A 19,256-nucleotide genomic window follows, 5' to 3' on the forward strand; every position below is an offset into this window, starting at 1 on the left:
CTTCCAATAAAATATTTTAACTTAAATACAAAATCAATAAAAACCCTTCAACGAATCAGACTTTTAACAATAATTCATCTTGTTATACAAATATTTAAAAACATCCTAAAAATACCCCTTTTGTGGTATTGACTGAATAGCAGCATGTAACTTAACTTTGAGGAAAAATTTAACATTATGAGAAACATTTTACTTCAGTTCTTGTTGTTTACAGTAACTTCTGTAGGGACAAATGCACAATCTCTAGATAATTCCTTTGGTACAAATGGCACCGTGACCCATACCGGGTTGGGGAATTATTTCGAAGCGACAGAGCTTCCCGATGGCAACGTAATCCTTAGTGGCGACTACGAAACAGAAACAGAATCCAAAGCCCTCATTATCAAACTAAAGCCAAATGGTAGCATAGACACTTCTTTTGGGACAAATGGCAAATATATTATCGATCAATATCCTAGCTACGATTACTATGAAACCTTTTCTAAAGCAATCGCATTGCCCGACGGAAAGCTAATTGTTTTATATGGTTCGATATATGATAATGGTATTGACCCAGAAAGCGTAGATATAAGAATAATGCGATTAAATGCTAATGGCACTGTAGACAACAGCTTTTCCGGATATAGTGAACAAAACATATCTGAAGATGATTATCCTTATGGCCTTGTAAGGCTACCATCTGGCAAGCTCCTGATGTATGGCTCTAATTATATGATGAGATTCAACGACAACGGCATGCTAGATACCAGCTATGCCAACAATGGCACCAGAACAATTTCATTAAATATTGAAGAACTAAACTTGATTGGGGATGCTGTCTACCTTTACAATTATAGCGACAAAATGCTTGTAAGGCTGGATAACGAAAGCTCGAGCAACACTAAAACCTATAACCTGCCGGAGAATTCTTCTTTTTATTTTTTCGGAAACAATATCTATATTCATGATATAAGTAGCTACAGTGTCATTAAAAAACTAGACTCAAATTTTAACCTTGTAAATAATTTCGCCAACGGAGGAACGGCAACTTTTGATGAGTTTTTTGGTTACAATTTTATATTTCAGCCACAAGGAAGCATTATAGCAAAAGAATACAGTTACGTATACGATAACGACTGGAATCATATCAGTACAGATGTGAAATACAGGAGAGTAAACCCAGATGGTTCTTTGGACCTAACTTTCGGGACAGGTGGTGTATACAAAATTAATATTCCTGCAACTGCTCCTTACTATTACTACAGTGACGAATATATTCATTCCAATGGAAAATTATATCACTTATTTTATGATAAGGTTGCCAACAACATTTACATAAAGAGAAGCAACCTTTCAAATGAAGTTCTTGCTGTGAGCGATAATGCTCCTGCAAAAGATGTTAGGATTATGCAAAACCCAGTTTATGAAACCTTGAAATTAAGCAGCCAACTTTTTAAGGCAAAAATATATGATATAAGTGGGAAGGACACAGGCATTCTATTCGAAGGCAAGCAAGCATCTGTGCAAAACTTAAAACCCGGCGTTTACCTCATTAACGCAGTTTCGGAATCTGGTAGTAAAATCAGCTTGAAATTTATAAAAAAATAAGACTAATAAACATTAAAAAAAACTAATAACCATCTTACAAAAATGCTGTTCTTATAGGGAACAGCATTTTATTTTTATGATAAATCCGATTTTCTTTCTTTCCTGATTTTTAGATCATCTTCAAAATCATCAATTCTATAATCTGTTAAAGAATTTCCTTTTCTAATTTTTTCTTTAGAATAAAGTCTAAACTCATTCTCTGTCTTTTCCAAAAGGTAATCATAAGGTCCAACCGAAGAAATTAGTTTAATCAAAACGGGCGAAATTTCAAGACACACAAACAGTCCCATTATGAAACTTGCTGCCAAAGCAATGATTGCAGAATTTTTTCCTAATTCATCCAAAGCCTGTAATCTTGCTGCAAATCCATTGAATTTATCTTCGATGCTTTCTGTCGATTTCCTTTCGGTTTCAAGATTGTAATAGACTTTCGATATTTCCTTATCTAGATATTGCAAACGTTCTTGCTGTTGTTTTTGATAATTTTCGAGGTCTGCTCGTTTCTGTTCTTTGAGTTCTGCCTTTCTTTTGGCATTAGTTCCATAACCAACTTTTCCACTAGTTAAACCAGATTGTTTTCCAAGAATTTCTTTTTCTAATTCCACCGAAGCTGAATCATAGGCCAATTGATAAGTTTTTATTTGATTCTGAATTTGTTTCTTTTCCAAATCAAATGGTCCAGATTGTTGCAGAATTCTTCCGCTCATCTCAGCCTGTAATTGTTTCTTATTCCTTTGAATAATGGTATTCAATTGCTTATTGACTTCCTTCTCAAAGATTTTAAGTTCCAAAGGTTTTGAAATAATAATCCCAAGAAAAGTCGCTAAAATCAGACGCGGAATTGTCATTAGAATTTGATTCCACCAAGTTCCAGTTTTCTTGATTGAGGAGACAATATATCTATCCAAATTGAAAATCATTAATCCCCAAAGAAGTCCAAATCCAGCAGAAGCCCAAATATCATCAAAGATTGTGAACATCGCATAACCTGCAGATAATGTTGCGAAAACCGCAGTAAACAAAACGATTCCTCCTATTCCAGCAAACTTGTTCCATTCGGAAGGTGACTTTTTCAGCAAATGAATGTTCGCGCCGGAACATATCATTAGAAAATGCTGAAACCAATTCATTTTATGAGTGTTAGTATTTTTCATTTTTAGTAATTCATCATAATTTGTCATTTAAAACGTTAAATTGTCACAAATAGTATTAGGTAAAACCAAATAGCTAATTATATACCAAAATCAATTTTATAATATTAAATAACAAAGCCTGCCTTTTTCAGAAAGCAGACTTTATTATTTATATCAAATCAGAAGAATTAATCTCCAGTATTCACAGTCACTTTCACGCCTGCGCCTCCAGATTTTTCATCTTCGTCCAGGTTTACTTTCTCTGGTTTTGATTTGAAATCGTGAACATTATTATCCACATTCCTGTCAATCAGTTTTGCGTAAGGATCTATTCCGGCTTGCAAAGGTTCTTCATTTACGTAGAAAGTAAAAGTTTTTTCCGGCTTATCCATTTTCACTTTTTGGAAAACAAGTTCTTTACCTTCCGGAAATTGTTTGGATTTTGCACCTAAAACAGCAATATCAATATAGTCTGCAACCGGAACTTTTTTAGATTTTCCTTTTCCGTCAACTCGGTATTTTGCGCTTCCAACGGTAAGTTTCACTTCATATTTAGCTCCAACTTTTTTATAAGAAAGATTCTTAACATAATTCTCGTAAAGTGTAATATTTTCAAACATATCTTTCACCAGATACTGCAAACTGTCAGGCGTTTCTTTCTTCAGAAGATTCACAAACTCTACAGAATTGGTGTAAGGTGGTTCTTGAAATTTGGTTTGATTCAGATATTTCTTCAAAATCGAATTCAATTTCGCTTCTCCTAAATAATCTTTGAGCGCATACATCACGACACTTCCTTTGTTGTAATGGATATAACTTTGATTTTCAATTAACATCAAAGGCATTTCGTTTTTCGTTTCTCTAGTTCTACCTTGCAGGTATTTGTCAAGCTCGTAACTCAAGAATTTTTTCATTGCCGGAGCGCCATACTCGTGTTCCATCACCATCAAAGCAGAATATTGTGAAAATGTTTCGGACATCATCGCACTTCCTTGTACGTTGCCACCAATCACCTGATGCGCCCACCATTGATGAGCAACTTCGTGAGCCGTTACGTAGAATGGTAAATCGATTTTTTCGGGCTTATCAGGTTCAACCTTTGTCAAGAAACCGATTTCTTCAGAATATGGAATCGTATTCGGGAACGATTGCGCAAAGGAAGCATAACGTGGAAACTCGATAATTCGGACTTGTTTGTGCTGATAAGGTCCAAAATTTTTGGTGTAATAATCCAAACTTTTTTGAATGGACGAAATCATTCTATCCAAATTATATTCGTGACCTTTTTGATAATAAATCTCAATGTTCACATTATTCCATTTGGCTTTCTTCACTTGATAATCTGCAGAAAGAAATGCATAGAAATTGAGAATTGGCGAATCCATTTTATAAGTAAAATATCGTCGCCCGTTCGCTTTCCATTCTTTTTGCAAATAGCCTGGTGCAATCGCAATCTGATTATTATCGGTTGAAATCTGAGTCTGAAATCTAATCCAATCCGAATCATTAGAAATATAATTGTTCATCCTTGCTTTTGCATCATTCACTTTTGCCAATCTTGGTTTTGGTTTCAGTCCATATTTTTTTCTAGCAGAATTTTCCGACAGTTCTGTATCTGCGCTGTAACCCAATCCAGGTAAATTATTAGAATTGAAAAATGAGCCATTTCTAACTACATCCGTTTCTGTTTCGGAATTAGCAAAACCTTTCGGCTCAAATGTATATTGAAAATTGAGCGCAATAGAATCTCCAGGTTGAAGCGGTTGATTCAGCTTTACTAGTTTCAAACCAAACTTTTCATCATTGAAAATATCTTTCCCGGGACTTGCCAGTTGTATTTTCTTGAAAGAATAATGTCCATCCAGATTATTCGGATATTTTAGGATGATGCTGTCAATCGGTTTTTGGTGTTTGTTTTTGATGTAGTAAATTCCAACAACACTCCAGCCTGATTTTTCAGGAAAAATATCAATTTTCAAATCCGACGAAACAATTCTTGGTTGGTCAATTTTCTCCAGATTCTTATATTTTTTCTCGTAATCGACACGCATTTTCTCCATTTCAACTTCTGTGTACGATTTGTTCAAAATATGCGTGTTGTAATAGATGTATCCACCAAGTCCAACAGTCGAGAACAAGAACAAAAACAGTAAAGCTTTATGTTTTAATTTGAATGACGTTTTCGCTAAAAGATATTTTTTGGACAATCCTTTCTCCTTTCCTCTCGGGAAAACCAAAAGCGCAATGAACAATAAGAATAGCATCATCAAAATCCAATACGACTTCACAATGAAATAACTATAAAGCACTTGTCCAAAACCATTCAAAGCAGAATAAGGAAGTTGCGGACCATTGGAATTAAAGCTGTACAAAATGCCATTCATTTCCAAATAATTGTACAACATCGGAAGGAAAACGACAGGAAAAATCCCTAAGAAAAATCCAAAATATTTGTTATTGACAATCAATTGAATAAACAAACTGAAACCTATCAAAACCAAATAATAAGGCAGATTGTAAAGGTTAAATTTCAAATAAGTCAAAGGTTCGATATCATAAAATCCTTTGTAAAACTGAATCCCGATGCAAATCAAATTAGAGAAAATCTGCATTAGGATGACCATCCAAACCATTCCCAAAAACTTGGAAAACATCAGGTTGAAACTAGAAACTGTACTTACACCAATAAGTTCATCAATTTTATTTTCACGTTCTCTCCAAACGATATTCCCTGCGAAAAACACAATCAGTAAAAGCAGAAAAAAAGACAATCCTTCTTCTGCCAATTCAGCCATCAAAAAGGTAACAGGAATAGATTCTGCATCGTACATGGATTTCATATAATTTGAAATCACAATCATCAGAACTCCAAAAATAAAGGCGATAATCCCGAAAAATGGCGTGTAAACAATTCTCTTCACTTCGAAGAATGAGAGATAAAAAAGCTCTTTTAATTTTGCAATCCATCCAAAATCTTTTTGAACATTCAGGATTTCCTGCAACGATTTTTCAGAATTGGTATAAGTTTCTACTAATGTTGTTTTCTTCTTTTTGAACAAAGAAAAAGGCTGTAAAAATTGATTAAAATCAAATTTGAAATAAGTAATTCCAACACAAAAAACTGCAATTCCTAACCAAAGCAAACGATTCCAAAGCAAAATACCGGAAAGTGGAATCGTGTTTTCGTTTTGTTCGTAAGGTGTCCAATATTCGGTGGTTTGTCTCAATGCAAAATTTCCAAAAGGGTCCAGAAGCGAAGCCAAATCTTTGTTCTTGATATCAGACAAAATATTGTCGCTCAAAATCGAGAGCAAAAGCAAAATCACACAGAAAAGATAAGAAGCTAAAGTACTTCTGGTCAACGTCGTCAATGCAAAAAATATCGAACCGATAATCAAAGTATTAGTTACGGTGAAAATCAGAAATGGCCACAGATAATTGATGATATTAACAGGTCCTAATTGCGGAGTTCCAAGCCCATAAAGCGTTCCAAAAAAATAGCCAATCAAGATTCCTGAAAAGACGTAAATCGACAATAGAAAATTAGCTAAAAATCTACCGAAAAAATAGCCAGATTTGGTAATTGGTGTTGTGTATAATAAGCCGTGGAAATTATACGCATAATCCTTCTGAATCGCAGTTGCCATTATGCTAATCATCATAATCCCATTGATAAGCACCATAATATTTCCACTCATCCCGACAATCAACCTTGCAATTGCCAAAGAGGAATTTTTGATAAGAATAGAATCCGATGTAGAAGTGTCAAATGCTCCGGTTGTTCCCAATCCTACCAGAACGCCAAGCGTCAGGAAAACCAAAAAATAAATCTGCGTACTCCATTTTTTGAAACCGTTTCTGAGTTCAAAAGAGAATAATTCTTTAAACATTAGTTGCCATTTTTTTGGTGATACTTGAGAAATACACGTCTTCCAAATTAGATTCCACTGGAATAAAATCTGAGTCTGGCTGAGTTTCCGCATAAACGCGAATCTCCACTTTACCTTCAGAAATATGAGTAGAAATCACTTGGAATTGTTCTTTCGCCACCTCAACTTCGGATTTTTCGATGAGTTTTTTCCAGATTTTCCCTTGGAAATCCTCAATCACACCTTTTGGCGTTCCGTCCAAAATAATGTGTCCAGAAGTCAAAACCACCACACGATTACAAAGATTTTTGACATCATCTACAATGTGCGTGGAAAGAATAACAATAGTATTTTCACCAATTTCGCTTAGGAGATTGTGGAAACGATTTCTCTCCATTGGGTCAAGTCCTGCTGTTGGCTCATCCACAATGATGAGTTTTGGATTTCCCAAAAGTGCCTGAGCAATCCCAAAACGTTGTCTCATTCCGCCAGAATATTCGCTGACGTTTCTTTTTCGGGCTTCGAAAAGGTTGGTTTGATGAAGAAGTCCGTCAACAATTTCTTTACGTTCGTTTTTATTAGAAATTCCTTTGAGAATAGCAAAATGATTGAGGAGTTCTACAGCATTCACTTTTGGATAAAAGCCAAAATCCTGAGGAAGATAACCTAGAATTTTTCTGAATTCCTCCTTTTGAGTCAATGCATTCAAATCTCCCAAGAATATCTCTCCCGAATCTGGAGCCTGTAAACCTGCAATAGTTCTCATTAATGAAGATTTTCCGGCGCCGTTTGGCCCCAGTAATCCAAACATCCCTTTTCCAATAGTAAGATTTACATTGTCCAAAGCTTTCAGTCCATTTCCGTAGGTTTTACTAATATTACTTATTCTCAATTCCATAGTTATATTTTTAATATTATAATTTATTAGACGATTGGTAATATTATTTGTTACAAAACATCAGAGAAATTAGAGAATATGAATAGAATCAATTCAGAATTTTATAACATTGTCTACCAATTATAATGTATTCGAAGTTTCAAAATTAAATTAGCAAAAAAGAGTTAGAGGTATTATATTTGATGGTAGATTCAAAAACATTTTATGAAAAACTTATTGTGCTTAGCCATTATCGCGACGATATCACTATCTTGCAAATCAACCATTAATCCAGATACGCTTCCTAAACCTCTTCCACAAAGACCAACAGAAAATCCTGAGAACGGAAATCTAACACAACAAGAAGCCGAAGAAATGCAGAATCTGAAATCAGAAATCCTTGCATTATCTCAAAGTGAAAATTGCTCCAATGCGACTGATTGGAAGTCTGTAGGATTAGGCGTAAAAGCGTGTGGCGGACCTGTAGAATATATTGCTTATTCTAATAAAATTGATGAATCTAAGTTCTTGGAAAAAGTCAATCTTTACAATCAGAAATCTACACAATATAATAAGAAATATAATTTGGTTTCAGATTGTATGTTGGTAATGCAACCCGAAAATATCGTTTGTAAAAATGGAAAACCTGTTTTCAAATAGGCTATAAATTCTCTGACGGAATTGGATTTTTCTCTAATTCAGCATCTCGATAAAGTTTTTCTTTGCTCCATTTGGCGTGTTTGGAAGGGATGATTTTGTGCCCCATTTTATAAGCATAAATCTTGGTAAATTCTGCTCCGAAAAATACAAGTTGGCAAGAATAATTAATCCACATCATCAGCAAAATCACAGTTCCCGCTGCTCCGAAAATAGAAGTCGGTTTTGAAACATCAAAGTAGAAACTCATCAGCATTTTCCCAATATTGAAAAGCACAGCGGTTACAACGGCACCAATCCAAACAGATTTCCATTTGATTTCAACATCCGGTAAAACTTTGAACATCAATGCAAATAGAACTGTAACAATCGCCAACCCAAGAAGAAAATTAGTAACCTGAACAATCACATAAGTTTCCAATCCAAAATATCTCGTAATCCATTGATTAGCCAATCCAATAACCGAGGAAAGTAACATACTTGTCAAAAGAAGAAACGCGATAATCAAAATCATCCCAAGAGAATTTGCTCTGTCAAGAATGAACTTTTGCCAAGCTTTTTTCGGCGCTGCTTCAACATCCCAAAGATTATTAAGTGTACTTTGCATTTGAAAAAACAAACTGGTTGCACCAAAAACCAAAGTTCCGACTCCAAGCGTTTTCATCCAAAAATTCTGCTTGTCAATCATTGCACTGGCAATGATGTCTTGGATACTTTTCGCTCCGTCGCAACCCATTATTCCTTGAAGTTGACGTCGGATTTCACCATTCACAGCTTCTTCACCGAAAAAATGCCCAGCAACCCAAATGATGATGATAAGCAAACCCGGCAGGGAAAATATTGCGTTGTAAGCCATACTTGCACTTTCTTTGGAAGCCGAGGACGACATCCACTCGTTGAAAGTGTCTTTTAAAATTCTCCAAAAAGATTTAAGCTTATTCATAGTCTAAATTTCTTTGGGAAATTCAATCTTTATACCAACTTAGTCTTCTTTGTACCAGCTAGAGTATTTAACATAATTATTTGCGATTCTGTTAATTTCGCCTTCGATAAGATTTTGAGAAACATCTTTCACTTTTTTCGCCGGAACGCCTGCCCAGACCTCGCCTTCACGGATGTGAGTGTTTGCTACAACTACAGCACCAGCAGCAACAATAGAATTACTTTCCACAAGACAATCATCCATCACAATAGCGCCCATCCCCACCAAAACATTATCCTGAATCGTACAAGCGTGCACAATCGCATTGTGCCCAATAGAAACATTATTCCCAATAATAGTCGGACTTTTCTGATACGTACAATGAACCATCACATTATCCTGAATGTTGACTTTATCTCCCATTCTGATATAGTTTACATCGCCTCTCAAAACCGCATTGAACCAAATACTACAATCCTTCCCCATCGTTACATCACCGATGATTACAGCAGTTTCTGCCACAAAAGTATTTTCTCCAAGTTGAGGCGTTTTGCCTAAAAGTTCTCTGATAATTGCCATATTTTTTTATAATTTGATAATTAATAAATGATAATTGATTTGATGAAAAAATCAGTAAAATCAAACCCATAGAAAAAATCGAAAATCCGCAAAGCTTCTCATAATCAAAACTTAACACAAGATTGGGATTTGTCGGCTTTTTTCTTCCACCAATTTACGATAATTTTGTAGTTCAAATTACTTAAAATGAAACATTCAGCGATAACATTTATCAGTTTCTGAAAATCTGGATGTTGCATCTTACAATTAAAATAAATAGAGACAAATGAAAGAAGTCATAATAGAACCTACGGAAAATAAAAAAGTAATGAAGTTCGTTACGGACTACACTTTGATTCCCGGTTCACTAGAATTAGATAGAGATTCTGATATTTCCGAGATTCCATTGGCGCAGGAATTATTTAATTATCCTTTTGTTAATAGAATTTTCATCACTGCCAACTTCATTGCGGTAGCGAAAGAAGATACTGTGGAATGGGAACACGTTGCAGAAAGTCTAAAGAATATCATCGAGGACGAACTTTTGGCAAATCCAAGAATCTATCTTCAGAAAAGAAAAGAAATGTATCAAATCTATTCTGAGATGACACCCAATCCTGCGGTTATGAAATTCATTTCCAGCAAGATGTTGATGGACGGATTTATTGAAGTAAAATCAAAAGAAGAATCAGAAGGTGTTCCTTTGGCGCAAGAGTTATACGAAGCTTTTGATTTTGTGAAAGAAATCTATGTGAGTGATAATTTCGTGGCTGTGACAAGAGATTCTCAGTTTGAATGGCACGAGATTATGAATCAAGTTCGTTCTTTCATTGCTGAATTTTTGCAAGCTGGAAAAGCCATTGCAACTATAGAACCTCATCAGCACGAGAATCCTGTTCTTAAAATCATCAACAGAGAATACACGAATGACGAGCAGAAAATCAGTGATATCCTGAATGAATATGTTGCACCTGCTGTAGAAAACGACGGTGGAAAAATCTCTCTGATTGAATATGACGGAGAAAACAAAACCGCAAGAATGCTTCTTCAAGGTGCTTGTAGCGGTTGTCCATCTTCCACAGCAACTTTGAAAAACGGAATCCAAAGTATTCTGAAACAATTCGTTCCGGAATTGGTGGAAAATGTGGAAGCTGTTAATGGATAATATTTAGTTGATAGTTTTTGGTTGCTGGTTGATAGATTATTTTCCTTCGATTAAAAATTATTAATTTTACACTTCGGCTCTGCTTAGATTGATAATTTTAATCTTAAATGTTATAAGAGTGTCAGTCTGAGCAGAGTCGAAACTTTATAAATCATAATTATTTTCAATATTGGAAACCAACAACCAACAACCAACAACCAACAACCGTAAAGGAATCTTACTTGTAAATCTCGGTTCACCCAATTCGACAAGCGTTGAAGATGTAAAAAACTATCTTGACGAGTTCTTGATGGATGAAAAAGTCATCGATTATCGTTGGATTTTCCGAGCATTATTGGTTCAGGGAATTATTCTGAAAACCAGACCTAAGAAATCGGCAGAAGCTTACAAAACTGTTTGGACAGACGAAGGTTCGCCTTTGATTGTAATTTCCAAAAAACTTCAGGAAAAGCTTCAGGAACTGGTGGATGTTCCGGTTGGCTTGGGAATGCGCTACGCAGAACCGTCTATAAAAAACGGAATCCAAGAGTTGGTTGACCAAGGCATCACTAATATTACTTTGTTTCCACTCTATCCGCAATATGCGATGAGCACTACAGAAACGGTAATTGACAAAGCTGAAGAAGTCCGAAAAAAATTCTTTCCGGATATTAACATTAATTACGTAGAACCGTTTTATAACCGCGAGATTTACATCAATTCTCTGGCGGAAAGTATCAAAGAGAAACTACCTGCGGATTTTGATTTGTTACAATTTTCTTATCACGGTGTTCCGGAACGTCATATTTACAAAACCGACCCTACGAAGACTTGCAATTTGAATAATTGCTGTTCAAAAGAGGACAATCCTTCACATCAATTCTGTTACAGACATCAATGTTATAAAGTGACGGAATTGGTTTGCCAAAAATTAGGAATCCCGAAAGAGAAAGCATTGGTGACTTTCCAGTCCAGATTGGGGAAAGACAAATGGATGGAACCTTACACAGACGCTACTTTGGAAAGTCTTGGCAAAAAAGGCATTAAAAAACTGGCGATAGTTTGTCCTGCTTTTGTATCCGATTGTCTGGAAACTTTGGAAGAGATTTCGGAGGAAGGAAAAGAGATTTTCTTGCACGGAGGCGGAGAAAGATTCGATTATATCCCGTGTTTGAATGAGGAACAAAGTTGGGTAAATGTAGTGAAAACGCTTTGTGAAGAAAAGCTGAATGATTTTTACTTTCATTAATTTCTAAATCCAATGGTTTTCCGATACGCACGACATACTCAGAATTTGGAGAAGCTGATTGGTTTTTATACCAAATTTTAGATTTCAAAATTCTTGGAGAATTCAAGGAACACAATGGTTATGACGGTGTTTTTCTTGTAAAGGAGAATGAGAATTGGCATTTGGAATTCACGCAGGACAACAACATTCCTGAATCTAAATCAGATAACGATGACATCTTGGTTTTCTATCCGGAATAGTTGGAAGAGTTTCAGAAGATTGTGGCTAATCTTGAACTTTATAAAGTCCCCATCCTCGAACCTAAAAATCCTTATTGGAAAGAAAACGGAATCTGTTTTGAAGATTACGACCATTACAAGATTATAGTTTCTGACCTTAGAATTACAAAATAAAAAACCGCCTCATTCCTGAAGCGGTTTTCTTTTGGTGTAGAAAATAATTATTTCTATTTCTTATTAAAATCTCCTGCAAATACAGAAGTCAACTTGTCTTCGCTGATGTATTTTCTTAGAACATCGTTCACTTGGCTTACTTTAAGTGCAGAAACTTTCGCTTCCAAAGCATCGTACTCATCTAAAGATTGTCCGTACTGAAGCTGAGAATTGACTAATCCCATCAATGTATTATCATTACCAAGACCTGTTTTTCTGGAGTTCAGCCAAGAAGTCAAATTAGATTTGAATTCTTCTTCTGTGAAACCGTCTTTTACCGCTTTGTTCACTTCTTCTTTCAAAGCTTTATCAACGGCATCTTTTTTAGTCGGATTGAAGAATGCATACCAAGACCAAGAAGCCACATTGTTGTCAATTGGAACATTAACAAAAGACCCTGCACCGTAACTGATTCCTTCTTTCTCACGAAGTCTAGTTGGGATTCTCGCAGTCAAGAAACCACCGCTTCCCAACATTTCGTTAGCGATAACGAAAGCTGGATAATCCGGAGATTTTCTGTCCATAGAGAAACTGATTTTTCCAACCGCAGCGCCGTTTTCTTTATCTGGAGTCAGATATTCTTTGTCTTGTTTTTTGGTTGCGAACAATTCCGGTTTGATGTACTCGTAAGTTGATTTAGAATTCCATTTTCCGAAAGTTGATTCTAATAATCCAGCAACCGTCTTGCTATCAACATCTCCGATAACAGAACCTACTCCGTTGTTTCCGCCTAAAATTTTGTTGTAGAAATCTACCAATTGCTCTCTCTTCACTTTCTTGTTGTTATCAATCTGTTCCTGAGTAGAAGCGGTGTAATAGATGCTTTCTTTAGGATAATTCTCAGTAATCTTTTCGATTTCTGTGAATGCGATTGACTGAGGGTCATTCAATGAACTTTCAAGATACGTGTTGTACTCGTTGATTGTTTTTGCCAATTCAGCTTCTGGGAAAGTAGATTCCGTAAGGATTTCTTTGATAAGAGCCGTTACTTTTGGCAAGCTGTCTTTGTAAGTACTGAAATTAACGAACAACGTCTGACCACTGAATCCGAAATTGATATTAGACTTCCATTGGTCCAGCATATCTTGGATTTGTTCTTTGGTGTGGGTTTTAGTTCCTGTTTTAAGAACCTGAGCCATTAGAGAACCAACATCAGATTTACCATTTAAATCCTTAGCATTACTCACAGGGAATTTGAAGCTACCTAATACTTTTCCTCCTTTTATATCTTTATTGATTAAGCCGTATTTGATTCCGTTGCTTAGTTTGCCTTCTGTCAAATTAGCTTTCAGATTTTTGATACTCGCTTCGAAAGGTGCAGCTTCTTTTTCAAGAGCTCTTCCTTTGTAATTATCTGTAAGAGAAGCGATTTGCTCATTAGTATATTCGATATTCTTAACTCTTACCTCATCTTTTGCAGGGATGAAAACCCCAACCGTTCTATTATTGGTTCTGAAATATTTCTCAGCAACTCTTTGAACATCAGCTACAGTTAATTTCTCAACAGCATCTCTGTAAAGGAAATTCAGTTTATAACTTCCTGCCCCAACAATCTCTGTTAAGTTGATAGCGTAACCAATCGTGTTATTTTTAACATTTTCGATTTGCTTTAGTAACTTAGCTTTAGCTCTTGCAATGTCTTGCTCAGTATATTTTATAGTTCCTACTTTATCTAAAACTGCACGGAAATCATTCTCAGTTGCCTTGATATCTTTATCCGCCGGAACATCCAATCCGAAATACATAAAACTCGCATCTCTAACCGTTGGCTGATAAGCATAGATAGAAGCTGCTTTGTGAGAATCAATCATCGCTTTGTAAAGATAACCTGATGGGTCAGCCGTCAAAATCTCCTGCAAAGCATCCAAAGCTGCATAATCTTTGTCTGCAAAAGGAGCCGTGTGATAAAGTGCACCCACAACTTTGCTATCTCCGGAACGTTTCAGTTCTACAAAACGCTCCCCATCCTGAGCCGGTTCAACCGTGTAAGGTGTTTCTAGAACTCTTGCTGGTTTTGCAATAGTTGAGAAATATTGAGCAATATAGTCCAAAGCTTTTTTCTCATCAAATTTCCCTGCAACAATCAAGGTTGCATTATCTGGTTGATAATATTTTTCATAGAATTTTCTAAGCGTTACAGCTTTTACTCTTTCTACATCTTCCTTACTCCCGATTGTACTGTTTCCGTAGTTATGCCAAAGAAAAGCCGTTGACATAATTCTTTCCATCAAAACACCACTTGGACTGTTTTCTCCAATCTCGAACTCATTTCTAACAACAGAAAATTCTTTATCCAAATCTGTCTGAAGAATAGTTGCATTTACCATTCTGTCAGCTTCCATTTCCAAGAACCATTTTAAGTTCTCATCCTTAGAAGGGAAAACTTCGTAATAATTGGTTCTGTCATAATAAGTTGTTCCGTTGGCATTTCCTCCTTTATCAGACAACATTTTTTTGATATCGCCTAATTTTTTTGTGCTTTTGAACAACATATGCTCCAGCAAGTGCGCCATCCCTTTTTCGCCGTAACCTTCGTGTTTTGAACCAACATTATAAACGATGTTGATGACAGCATTACTTTGAGAAGCATCAGAAATCAAAAGTACTTTCATCCCGTTACTTAAAGAATATTCTTTGATTCCTTCAGTATTAGCAATGAATTTAGGTATTTCGGCTTTTTGAGAAAACACAGGTGTTGCATAACCTGCATAGAACACGACCGCCGCTGTCAGTAGAAGATTCTTCATATTTTGATTGTTAATTTTTTAGAGGTTTAAAATTAACAACTTTTCATTTAAAACAAGCTTCCCGCCTCATGTTTGTGAAAATCTTAACACATTATTATCAATGCAACAACAAAAAAAAGCAATCCATCTAAAAAACGCCTGTCAATCCTAACATATTAGGAGAAGCACTTACTTTCCAATTCACCATTTTTTGAGATTTTTTATCATCGTAATGATTCATATAGCGATAAGTTCCCTCAACCACAAAATAACTAATTGCCGCACTCAGAAAGACATCCGAGAAAAAATGAGCGCCATCCCACATTCTTGACACAGGCGTAATAGCTCCGACAGTATAGATTCCGGCTTTTACCCAAGGATTTTCAAACTGTTTTGCCAATGCAAACATCGTAGTTGAAACCAAAATCGTATGTCCAGATGGAAACGACCTATAAGCTGGTTGTCCGCTGAATGGCTTGAAATAGAATTTGCCTTCGCCTGCTCCAGGACGTGCTCTTCCAACTAAGGTTTTCATAAATGTTTGCAATACACCAGCAGTGGTTGCGGAAGAAATCATCAGCACACCTGTATTTCGGATTTTTTCATTTTTAGTAAATAATCCTGTAAGGTAAACCGCACTTGTAATACCATAATTATTTTGTGGACTTCCGAAGTAGTAGCCAAAACTTTTAAGAACCTCTGGCGCTTTCTCTCCTTGTTTCATAAAAAAACGACTCGTATCATTATCTACAGAATAGAGCAAAACTGTTCCAAGAGCCACTCCTCCAAAATCCAACCAGTTATCTTTTTTCCAATAAATGGGTCTCGTGTAGCTATGGAAAATATTATTCACAATCTGTTTACCATCTAATACCAGTTGTCGACCGATAGATGCTTTGGAATCAACTTTTGAGCTATCAATTTCTACATTGACATTATCAATTTTAAGACTGTCAGAGTTTTGAGAAAAGGTATTGGTAAATACAAATAGGAAAAACGGAATAAGAAAACACTTCATAAATCTATCGATTACATTCAACGTGCAAAGATAAGCCAATAGAAAAACATCTCGATAATAATTGTAATTTTGCCAATATGTTAGTGGAAAAAGTAATTTTAGGAATTGACCCAGGAACTGCAGTAATGGGATTTGGAATTATTTCTGTAAAAGGAAGTAAAATGGAGCTGATTGCCATCCACGAATTAATCCTTAAAAAATACGAAAATCACGAAACCAAACTAAAAGTCATTTTTGATAAAACTTTAGCTTTGATTGATGAATATCATCCGGATGAAACCGCTTTGGAAGCGCCATTTTTTGGAAAGAACGTTCAAAGTATGTTGAAGCTAGGACGAGCTCAAGGTGTTGCAATGGCTGCAAGTCTCCACAGAAATATTCCCATCATAGAATATTCTCCAAAGAAAATCAAAATGGCTATCACAGGAAACGGAAATGCCAGCAAAGAACAAGTCGCAGGAATGCTCCAGAATCTTCTTAAGTTAAAAGAATTTCCTACAAAATATCTTGACGCATCTGATGGTTTGGCGGTTGCTGTTTGTCATCATTTCAATTCCGGAAGTCTCTCAACAGACAAATCTTATTCTGGTTGGGATAGCTTTCTGAAACAGAATCCTGATAGGATTAAATAGTTGTTGGTTGATTATTGATAGATTTTTGTCAGGCTGAGGCTCTCGAAGCCTTTTTATTAAATCCTTTTTCTTGTCTCTTTAAACTTGATTCTTGTTTCTCGATTCTCTATCTTTGAATCGATGAATGACTCTCTTTTTGAAATCGTAGAACACACCAACCGAAGCATTTTTCTCACAGGAAAAGCAGGAACCGGAAAGACTACATTTCTCAACGATTTTGTAAAAAAAACCAAGAAAAAACACATTGTAGTTGCGCCTACGGGAATTGCCGCTATCAATGCAGGCGGTGTTACCATCCATTCTATGTTTGGTTTACCGCTCAGAACTTTTCTTCCAACTACAGAAAGAATAGACCAAAATCTGGCGAACAACATTGCCGATTTGATGCCACATTTCAAGTACCGAAAAGACAAACTCAAACTTCTACGCGAAATCGAAATTATCATTATCGATGAGGCCTCAATGTTGCGTGCGGATGTTTTGGATATGATGGATTTTTCTCTTCGTCACGTTCGCAGAAATCAGCAGAAATTTGGAGGCGTTCAGATGTTGTTCATTGGCGACCTTTATCAGTTACCTCCTGTTGTGAGAGATGAATACATTCTATCAATGTATTATTCTTCTCCGTTTTTCTTTCACGCCAAAGCTTTGGAAGGCAGTAACTTCATCACATTAGAATTGACCAAAGTTTATCGACAAACCGATGAACATTTTCTAGAAATTTTAAATGCGATTAGAGACGGAATTACAGAAGACATTGACTTCGAAGCTCTGAATGCAAGATATCAACCGGACTTTGACCCAAAAGATGAAGCCTACGTTTATCTCTGTTCGCATAACAAAATGGCGGACGACATTAATCAAAAAAAGATCAAAGAACTTGGCGGAAAATCGCATACTTACACCGCGGATGTTGTAGGGGAATTCAAAGAAACACAATATCCGAATGATGAAGTTCTGGAGTTGAAAGTCGGAGCGCAGATTATGTTCATCCGAAATGACACCTCATCTGATAAAAAATATTACAACGGAAAACTCGCTCAAATCTCTTATCTCGACGAAGATGAAATCTCAGTAATTCTTGATGGAAGCGAAGAAGAAATCACTTTGAAAGCGGAAACTTGGGAGCAGAAAAAATATTCTTTGGATGATGAAAAAAACATCAAGGAGGAAGTTTTGGGAAGTTTCAAACAATTTCCGATTCGACTGGCTTGGGCGGTTACGATTCATAAAAGTCAAGGTTTGACCTTTGATAGATTGATTATTGATGCAGGAAAAAGTTTCGCTTCTGGTCAGGTTTATGTAGCGTTGTCGCGTTGCCGAACTTTGGAAGGAATTGTCCTTAAATCTAAAATCACACCCGAAGTTATTTTCTCCGACAAACGAGTTTCGAAGTTTCAGGATGAGACGCACGCGAATTCGAAAATCGAGGAAATCCTTAATGCTGAAAAATACGATTATAGCATTCAAAAAGTCATTAGAAGAATCGATTGTGTATGGTTTCAGTCCGCTTTGGAAAACTGGATGGTTATCAGCCGAAGCAGTAAATTCATTGATAAAGAAAAAGCCAATTATCTCTATCATTGCTTGAAAGCTGATATCGAAAATTACATTACTATTTTCCAAAAATTCGAAAGAATCTTGGTTCAGAAAACTCAAAAATTCCTGCAAGATGAGGAAGAATGGACAGAGATTGAAGTCAAGGCCAAAGGTGCTGTCAATTTCTTTTTCTCGAATGTGAATGAGAAAATATTTTCTCCGCTCAAAGATTTCTATTCTGAAACCAAAGGTGTAAAAGGTTTGAAAGCTTTTAATGAAGATTTCCGTGTTTGGTTGGACGATATCGAAGATTATCTGAAGGATTTGAAAGAGGTTTACCTTTTGGAAACGCCATTATTTGATAAAGAAAAAGATGTGGAAGTTTCTATGACCATCAAGAAAGTTCCGACGCACGTTTTGACTTATCAGTTGTTTCAAAATGGAAAAACTGTTGCTGAGATTGCGAAAGAAAGAGGCTTGGTGAATTCCACGATTTTTGGGCATCTTTCAAAATATGCTGAGCAAAATCTCTTGGACAGAAATGACCTTTTAAGAATTTATCCGAAAAATAAAGTTGAAGCTTTCGAAAAACAATTCAAGGCTGATCCAAAAGAGAATATCAATGATTGGAAGTCTGTCTTGCCTTCGGATTTTGATTATGGTGAGATTCGATTGATTTGGAATTACTTTTTGAATTTGAAGAAATAGTTTTAATTTTTATTGCAAAGTCGCAAATAATTTTCAATTCAATAAAAAAGAAAGTCGCAAAGTTTAATTTGCGACTTTTAAAATTTATGTAAAGTAGAATTTTGCGTCCTTTAGTTTGCAAAATAAAAAATACAAGATTAGATTTATAATTTAAAAATCATTCACAAGAAACAGGGTGAACCATTTTGTGTCAAAGGTATCAAGAC

The 19,256-nt window shown here is 35.8% G+C and carries 15 protein-coding genes; 8 read left to right on the forward strand and 7 right to left on the reverse strand.

The window, feature by feature from the left end:
* Positions 1 to 273 precede the first annotated feature (273 nt).
* Positions 274 to 1,587 carry a T9SS type A sorting domain-containing protein gene (locus DRF58_RS13135; protein WP_162300308.1) on the forward strand — a complete coding sequence of 438 codons (1,314 nt, stop codon included), beginning with the start codon at positions 274 to 276 and terminating at the stop codon, positions 1,585 to 1,587.
* A gap of 74 nt (positions 1,588 to 1,661) precedes the next feature.
* Here the strand turns inward: DRF58_RS13135 and DRF58_RS13140 are convergent, their stop codons facing one another.
* From DRF58_RS13140 to DRF58_RS13150, 3 genes are all read right to left on the reverse strand, one after another.
* Positions 1,662 to 2,741, reverse strand: a complete 1,080-nt coding sequence (locus tag DRF58_RS13140; RefSeq protein WP_116036128.1) for a DUF4407 domain-containing protein — start codon at positions 2,739 to 2,741, stop codon at positions 1,662 to 1,664.
* Positions 2,742 to 2,908: 167 nt separating this feature from the next.
* On the reverse strand, positions 2,909 to 6,610 hold the full coding sequence (locus DRF58_RS13145) for a M1 family aminopeptidase (RefSeq protein ID WP_157966735.1): 3,702 nt from the start codon (positions 6,608 to 6,610) through the stop codon (positions 2,909 to 2,911).
* Entirely contained in the window at positions 6,603 to 7,487 is an 885-nt protein-coding gene (locus DRF58_RS13150; RefSeq protein WP_116036106.1) for an ABC transporter ATP-binding protein, read from the reverse strand. Before DRF58_RS13150 ends, DRF58_RS13145 begins: the two co-directional genes overlap by 8 nt.
* 204 nt (positions 7,488 to 7,691) lie before the next feature.
* Between DRF58_RS13150 and DRF58_RS13155 the strand changes: the two genes are divergently transcribed.
* The gene (locus DRF58_RS13155; RefSeq protein WP_116036108.1) at positions 7,692 to 8,126 is read left to right on the forward strand and encodes a hypothetical protein; all 435 of its coding nucleotides are present in this window, start codon (positions 7,692 to 7,694) and stop codon (positions 8,124 to 8,126) included.
* Position 8,127: 1 nt separating this feature from the next.
* Here DRF58_RS13155 and DRF58_RS13160 read toward each other — a convergent pair whose 3' ends face one another.
* The gene (locus tag DRF58_RS13160; protein ID WP_116036110.1) at positions 8,128 to 9,066 is read right to left on the reverse strand and encodes a YihY/virulence factor BrkB family protein; all 939 of its coding nucleotides are present in this window, start codon (positions 9,064 to 9,066) and stop codon (positions 8,128 to 8,130) included.
* Between the two features lie 39 nt (positions 9,067 to 9,105).
* A complete protein-coding gene (locus tag DRF58_RS13165) occupies positions 9,106 to 9,624 on the reverse strand; it encodes a gamma carbonic anhydrase family protein (protein ID WP_116036111.1) in 519 nt (172 codons plus the stop codon).
* Between the two features lie 265 nt (positions 9,625 to 9,889).
* Here DRF58_RS13165 and DRF58_RS13170 point away from each other — a divergent pair, with 265 nt between their 5' ends.
* The 4 genes from DRF58_RS13170 (at position 9,890) to DRF58_RS18935 (ending at position 12,388) form a co-directional block, all read left to right on the forward strand.
* Positions 9,890 to 10,768 carry a NifU family protein gene (locus tag DRF58_RS13170; protein WP_116036113.1) on the forward strand — a complete coding sequence of 293 codons (879 nt, stop codon included), beginning with the start codon at positions 9,890 to 9,892 and terminating at the stop codon, positions 10,766 to 10,768.
* Positions 10,769 to 10,937: 169 nt separating this feature from the next.
* Entirely contained in the window at positions 10,938 to 11,996 is a 1,059-nt protein-coding gene (gene hemH, locus DRF58_RS13175) for a ferrochelatase (protein ID WP_116036115.1), read from the forward strand.
* A gap of 89 nt (positions 11,997 to 12,085) precedes the next feature.
* A complete protein-coding gene (locus tag DRF58_RS19145; protein WP_394338496.1) occupies positions 12,086 to 12,235 on the forward strand; it encodes a hypothetical protein in 150 nt (49 codons plus the stop codon).
* Between the two features lie 21 nt (positions 12,236 to 12,256).
* Positions 12,257 to 12,388: a hypothetical protein gene (locus tag DRF58_RS18935; protein WP_262510767.1), complete on the forward strand. Its 132-nt coding sequence runs from the start codon at positions 12,257 to 12,259 to the stop codon at positions 12,386 to 12,388.
* 53 nt (positions 12,389 to 12,441) lie between these two features.
* On the opposite strand, the gene DRF58_RS13180 is transcribed toward DRF58_RS18935, so the two are convergent.
* Positions 12,442 to 15,174, reverse strand: a complete 2,733-nt coding sequence (locus DRF58_RS13180) for a M16 family metallopeptidase (protein ID WP_116036116.1) — start codon at positions 15,172 to 15,174, stop codon at positions 12,442 to 12,444.
* A 127-nt stretch (positions 15,175 to 15,301) separates the two neighbouring features.
* Positions 15,302 to 16,171: a phosphatase PAP2 family protein gene (locus tag DRF58_RS13185; protein WP_116036118.1), complete on the reverse strand. Its 870-nt coding sequence runs from the start codon at positions 16,169 to 16,171 to the stop codon at positions 15,302 to 15,304.
* Positions 16,172 to 16,248: 77 nt separating this feature from the next.
* Between DRF58_RS13185 and ruvC the strand changes: the two genes are divergently transcribed.
* A complete protein-coding gene (gene ruvC / locus DRF58_RS13190) occupies positions 16,249 to 16,803 on the forward strand; it encodes a crossover junction endodeoxyribonuclease RuvC (protein ID WP_116036120.1) in 555 nt (184 codons plus the stop codon).
* 120 nt (positions 16,804 to 16,923) lie between these two features.
* Positions 16,924 to 19,050: a helix-turn-helix domain-containing protein gene (locus DRF58_RS13195; RefSeq protein ID WP_116036121.1), complete on the forward strand. Its 2,127-nt coding sequence runs from the start codon at positions 16,924 to 16,926 to the stop codon at positions 19,048 to 19,050.
* The last annotated feature ends 206 nt before the right edge of the window (positions 19,051 to 19,256 follow it).

Origin of the sequence: Epilithonimonas hispanica (assembly GCF_003385395.1) — a bacterium.
GTDB lineage: Bacteria > Bacteroidota > Bacteroidia > Flavobacteriales > Weeksellaceae > Epilithonimonas > Epilithonimonas hispanica.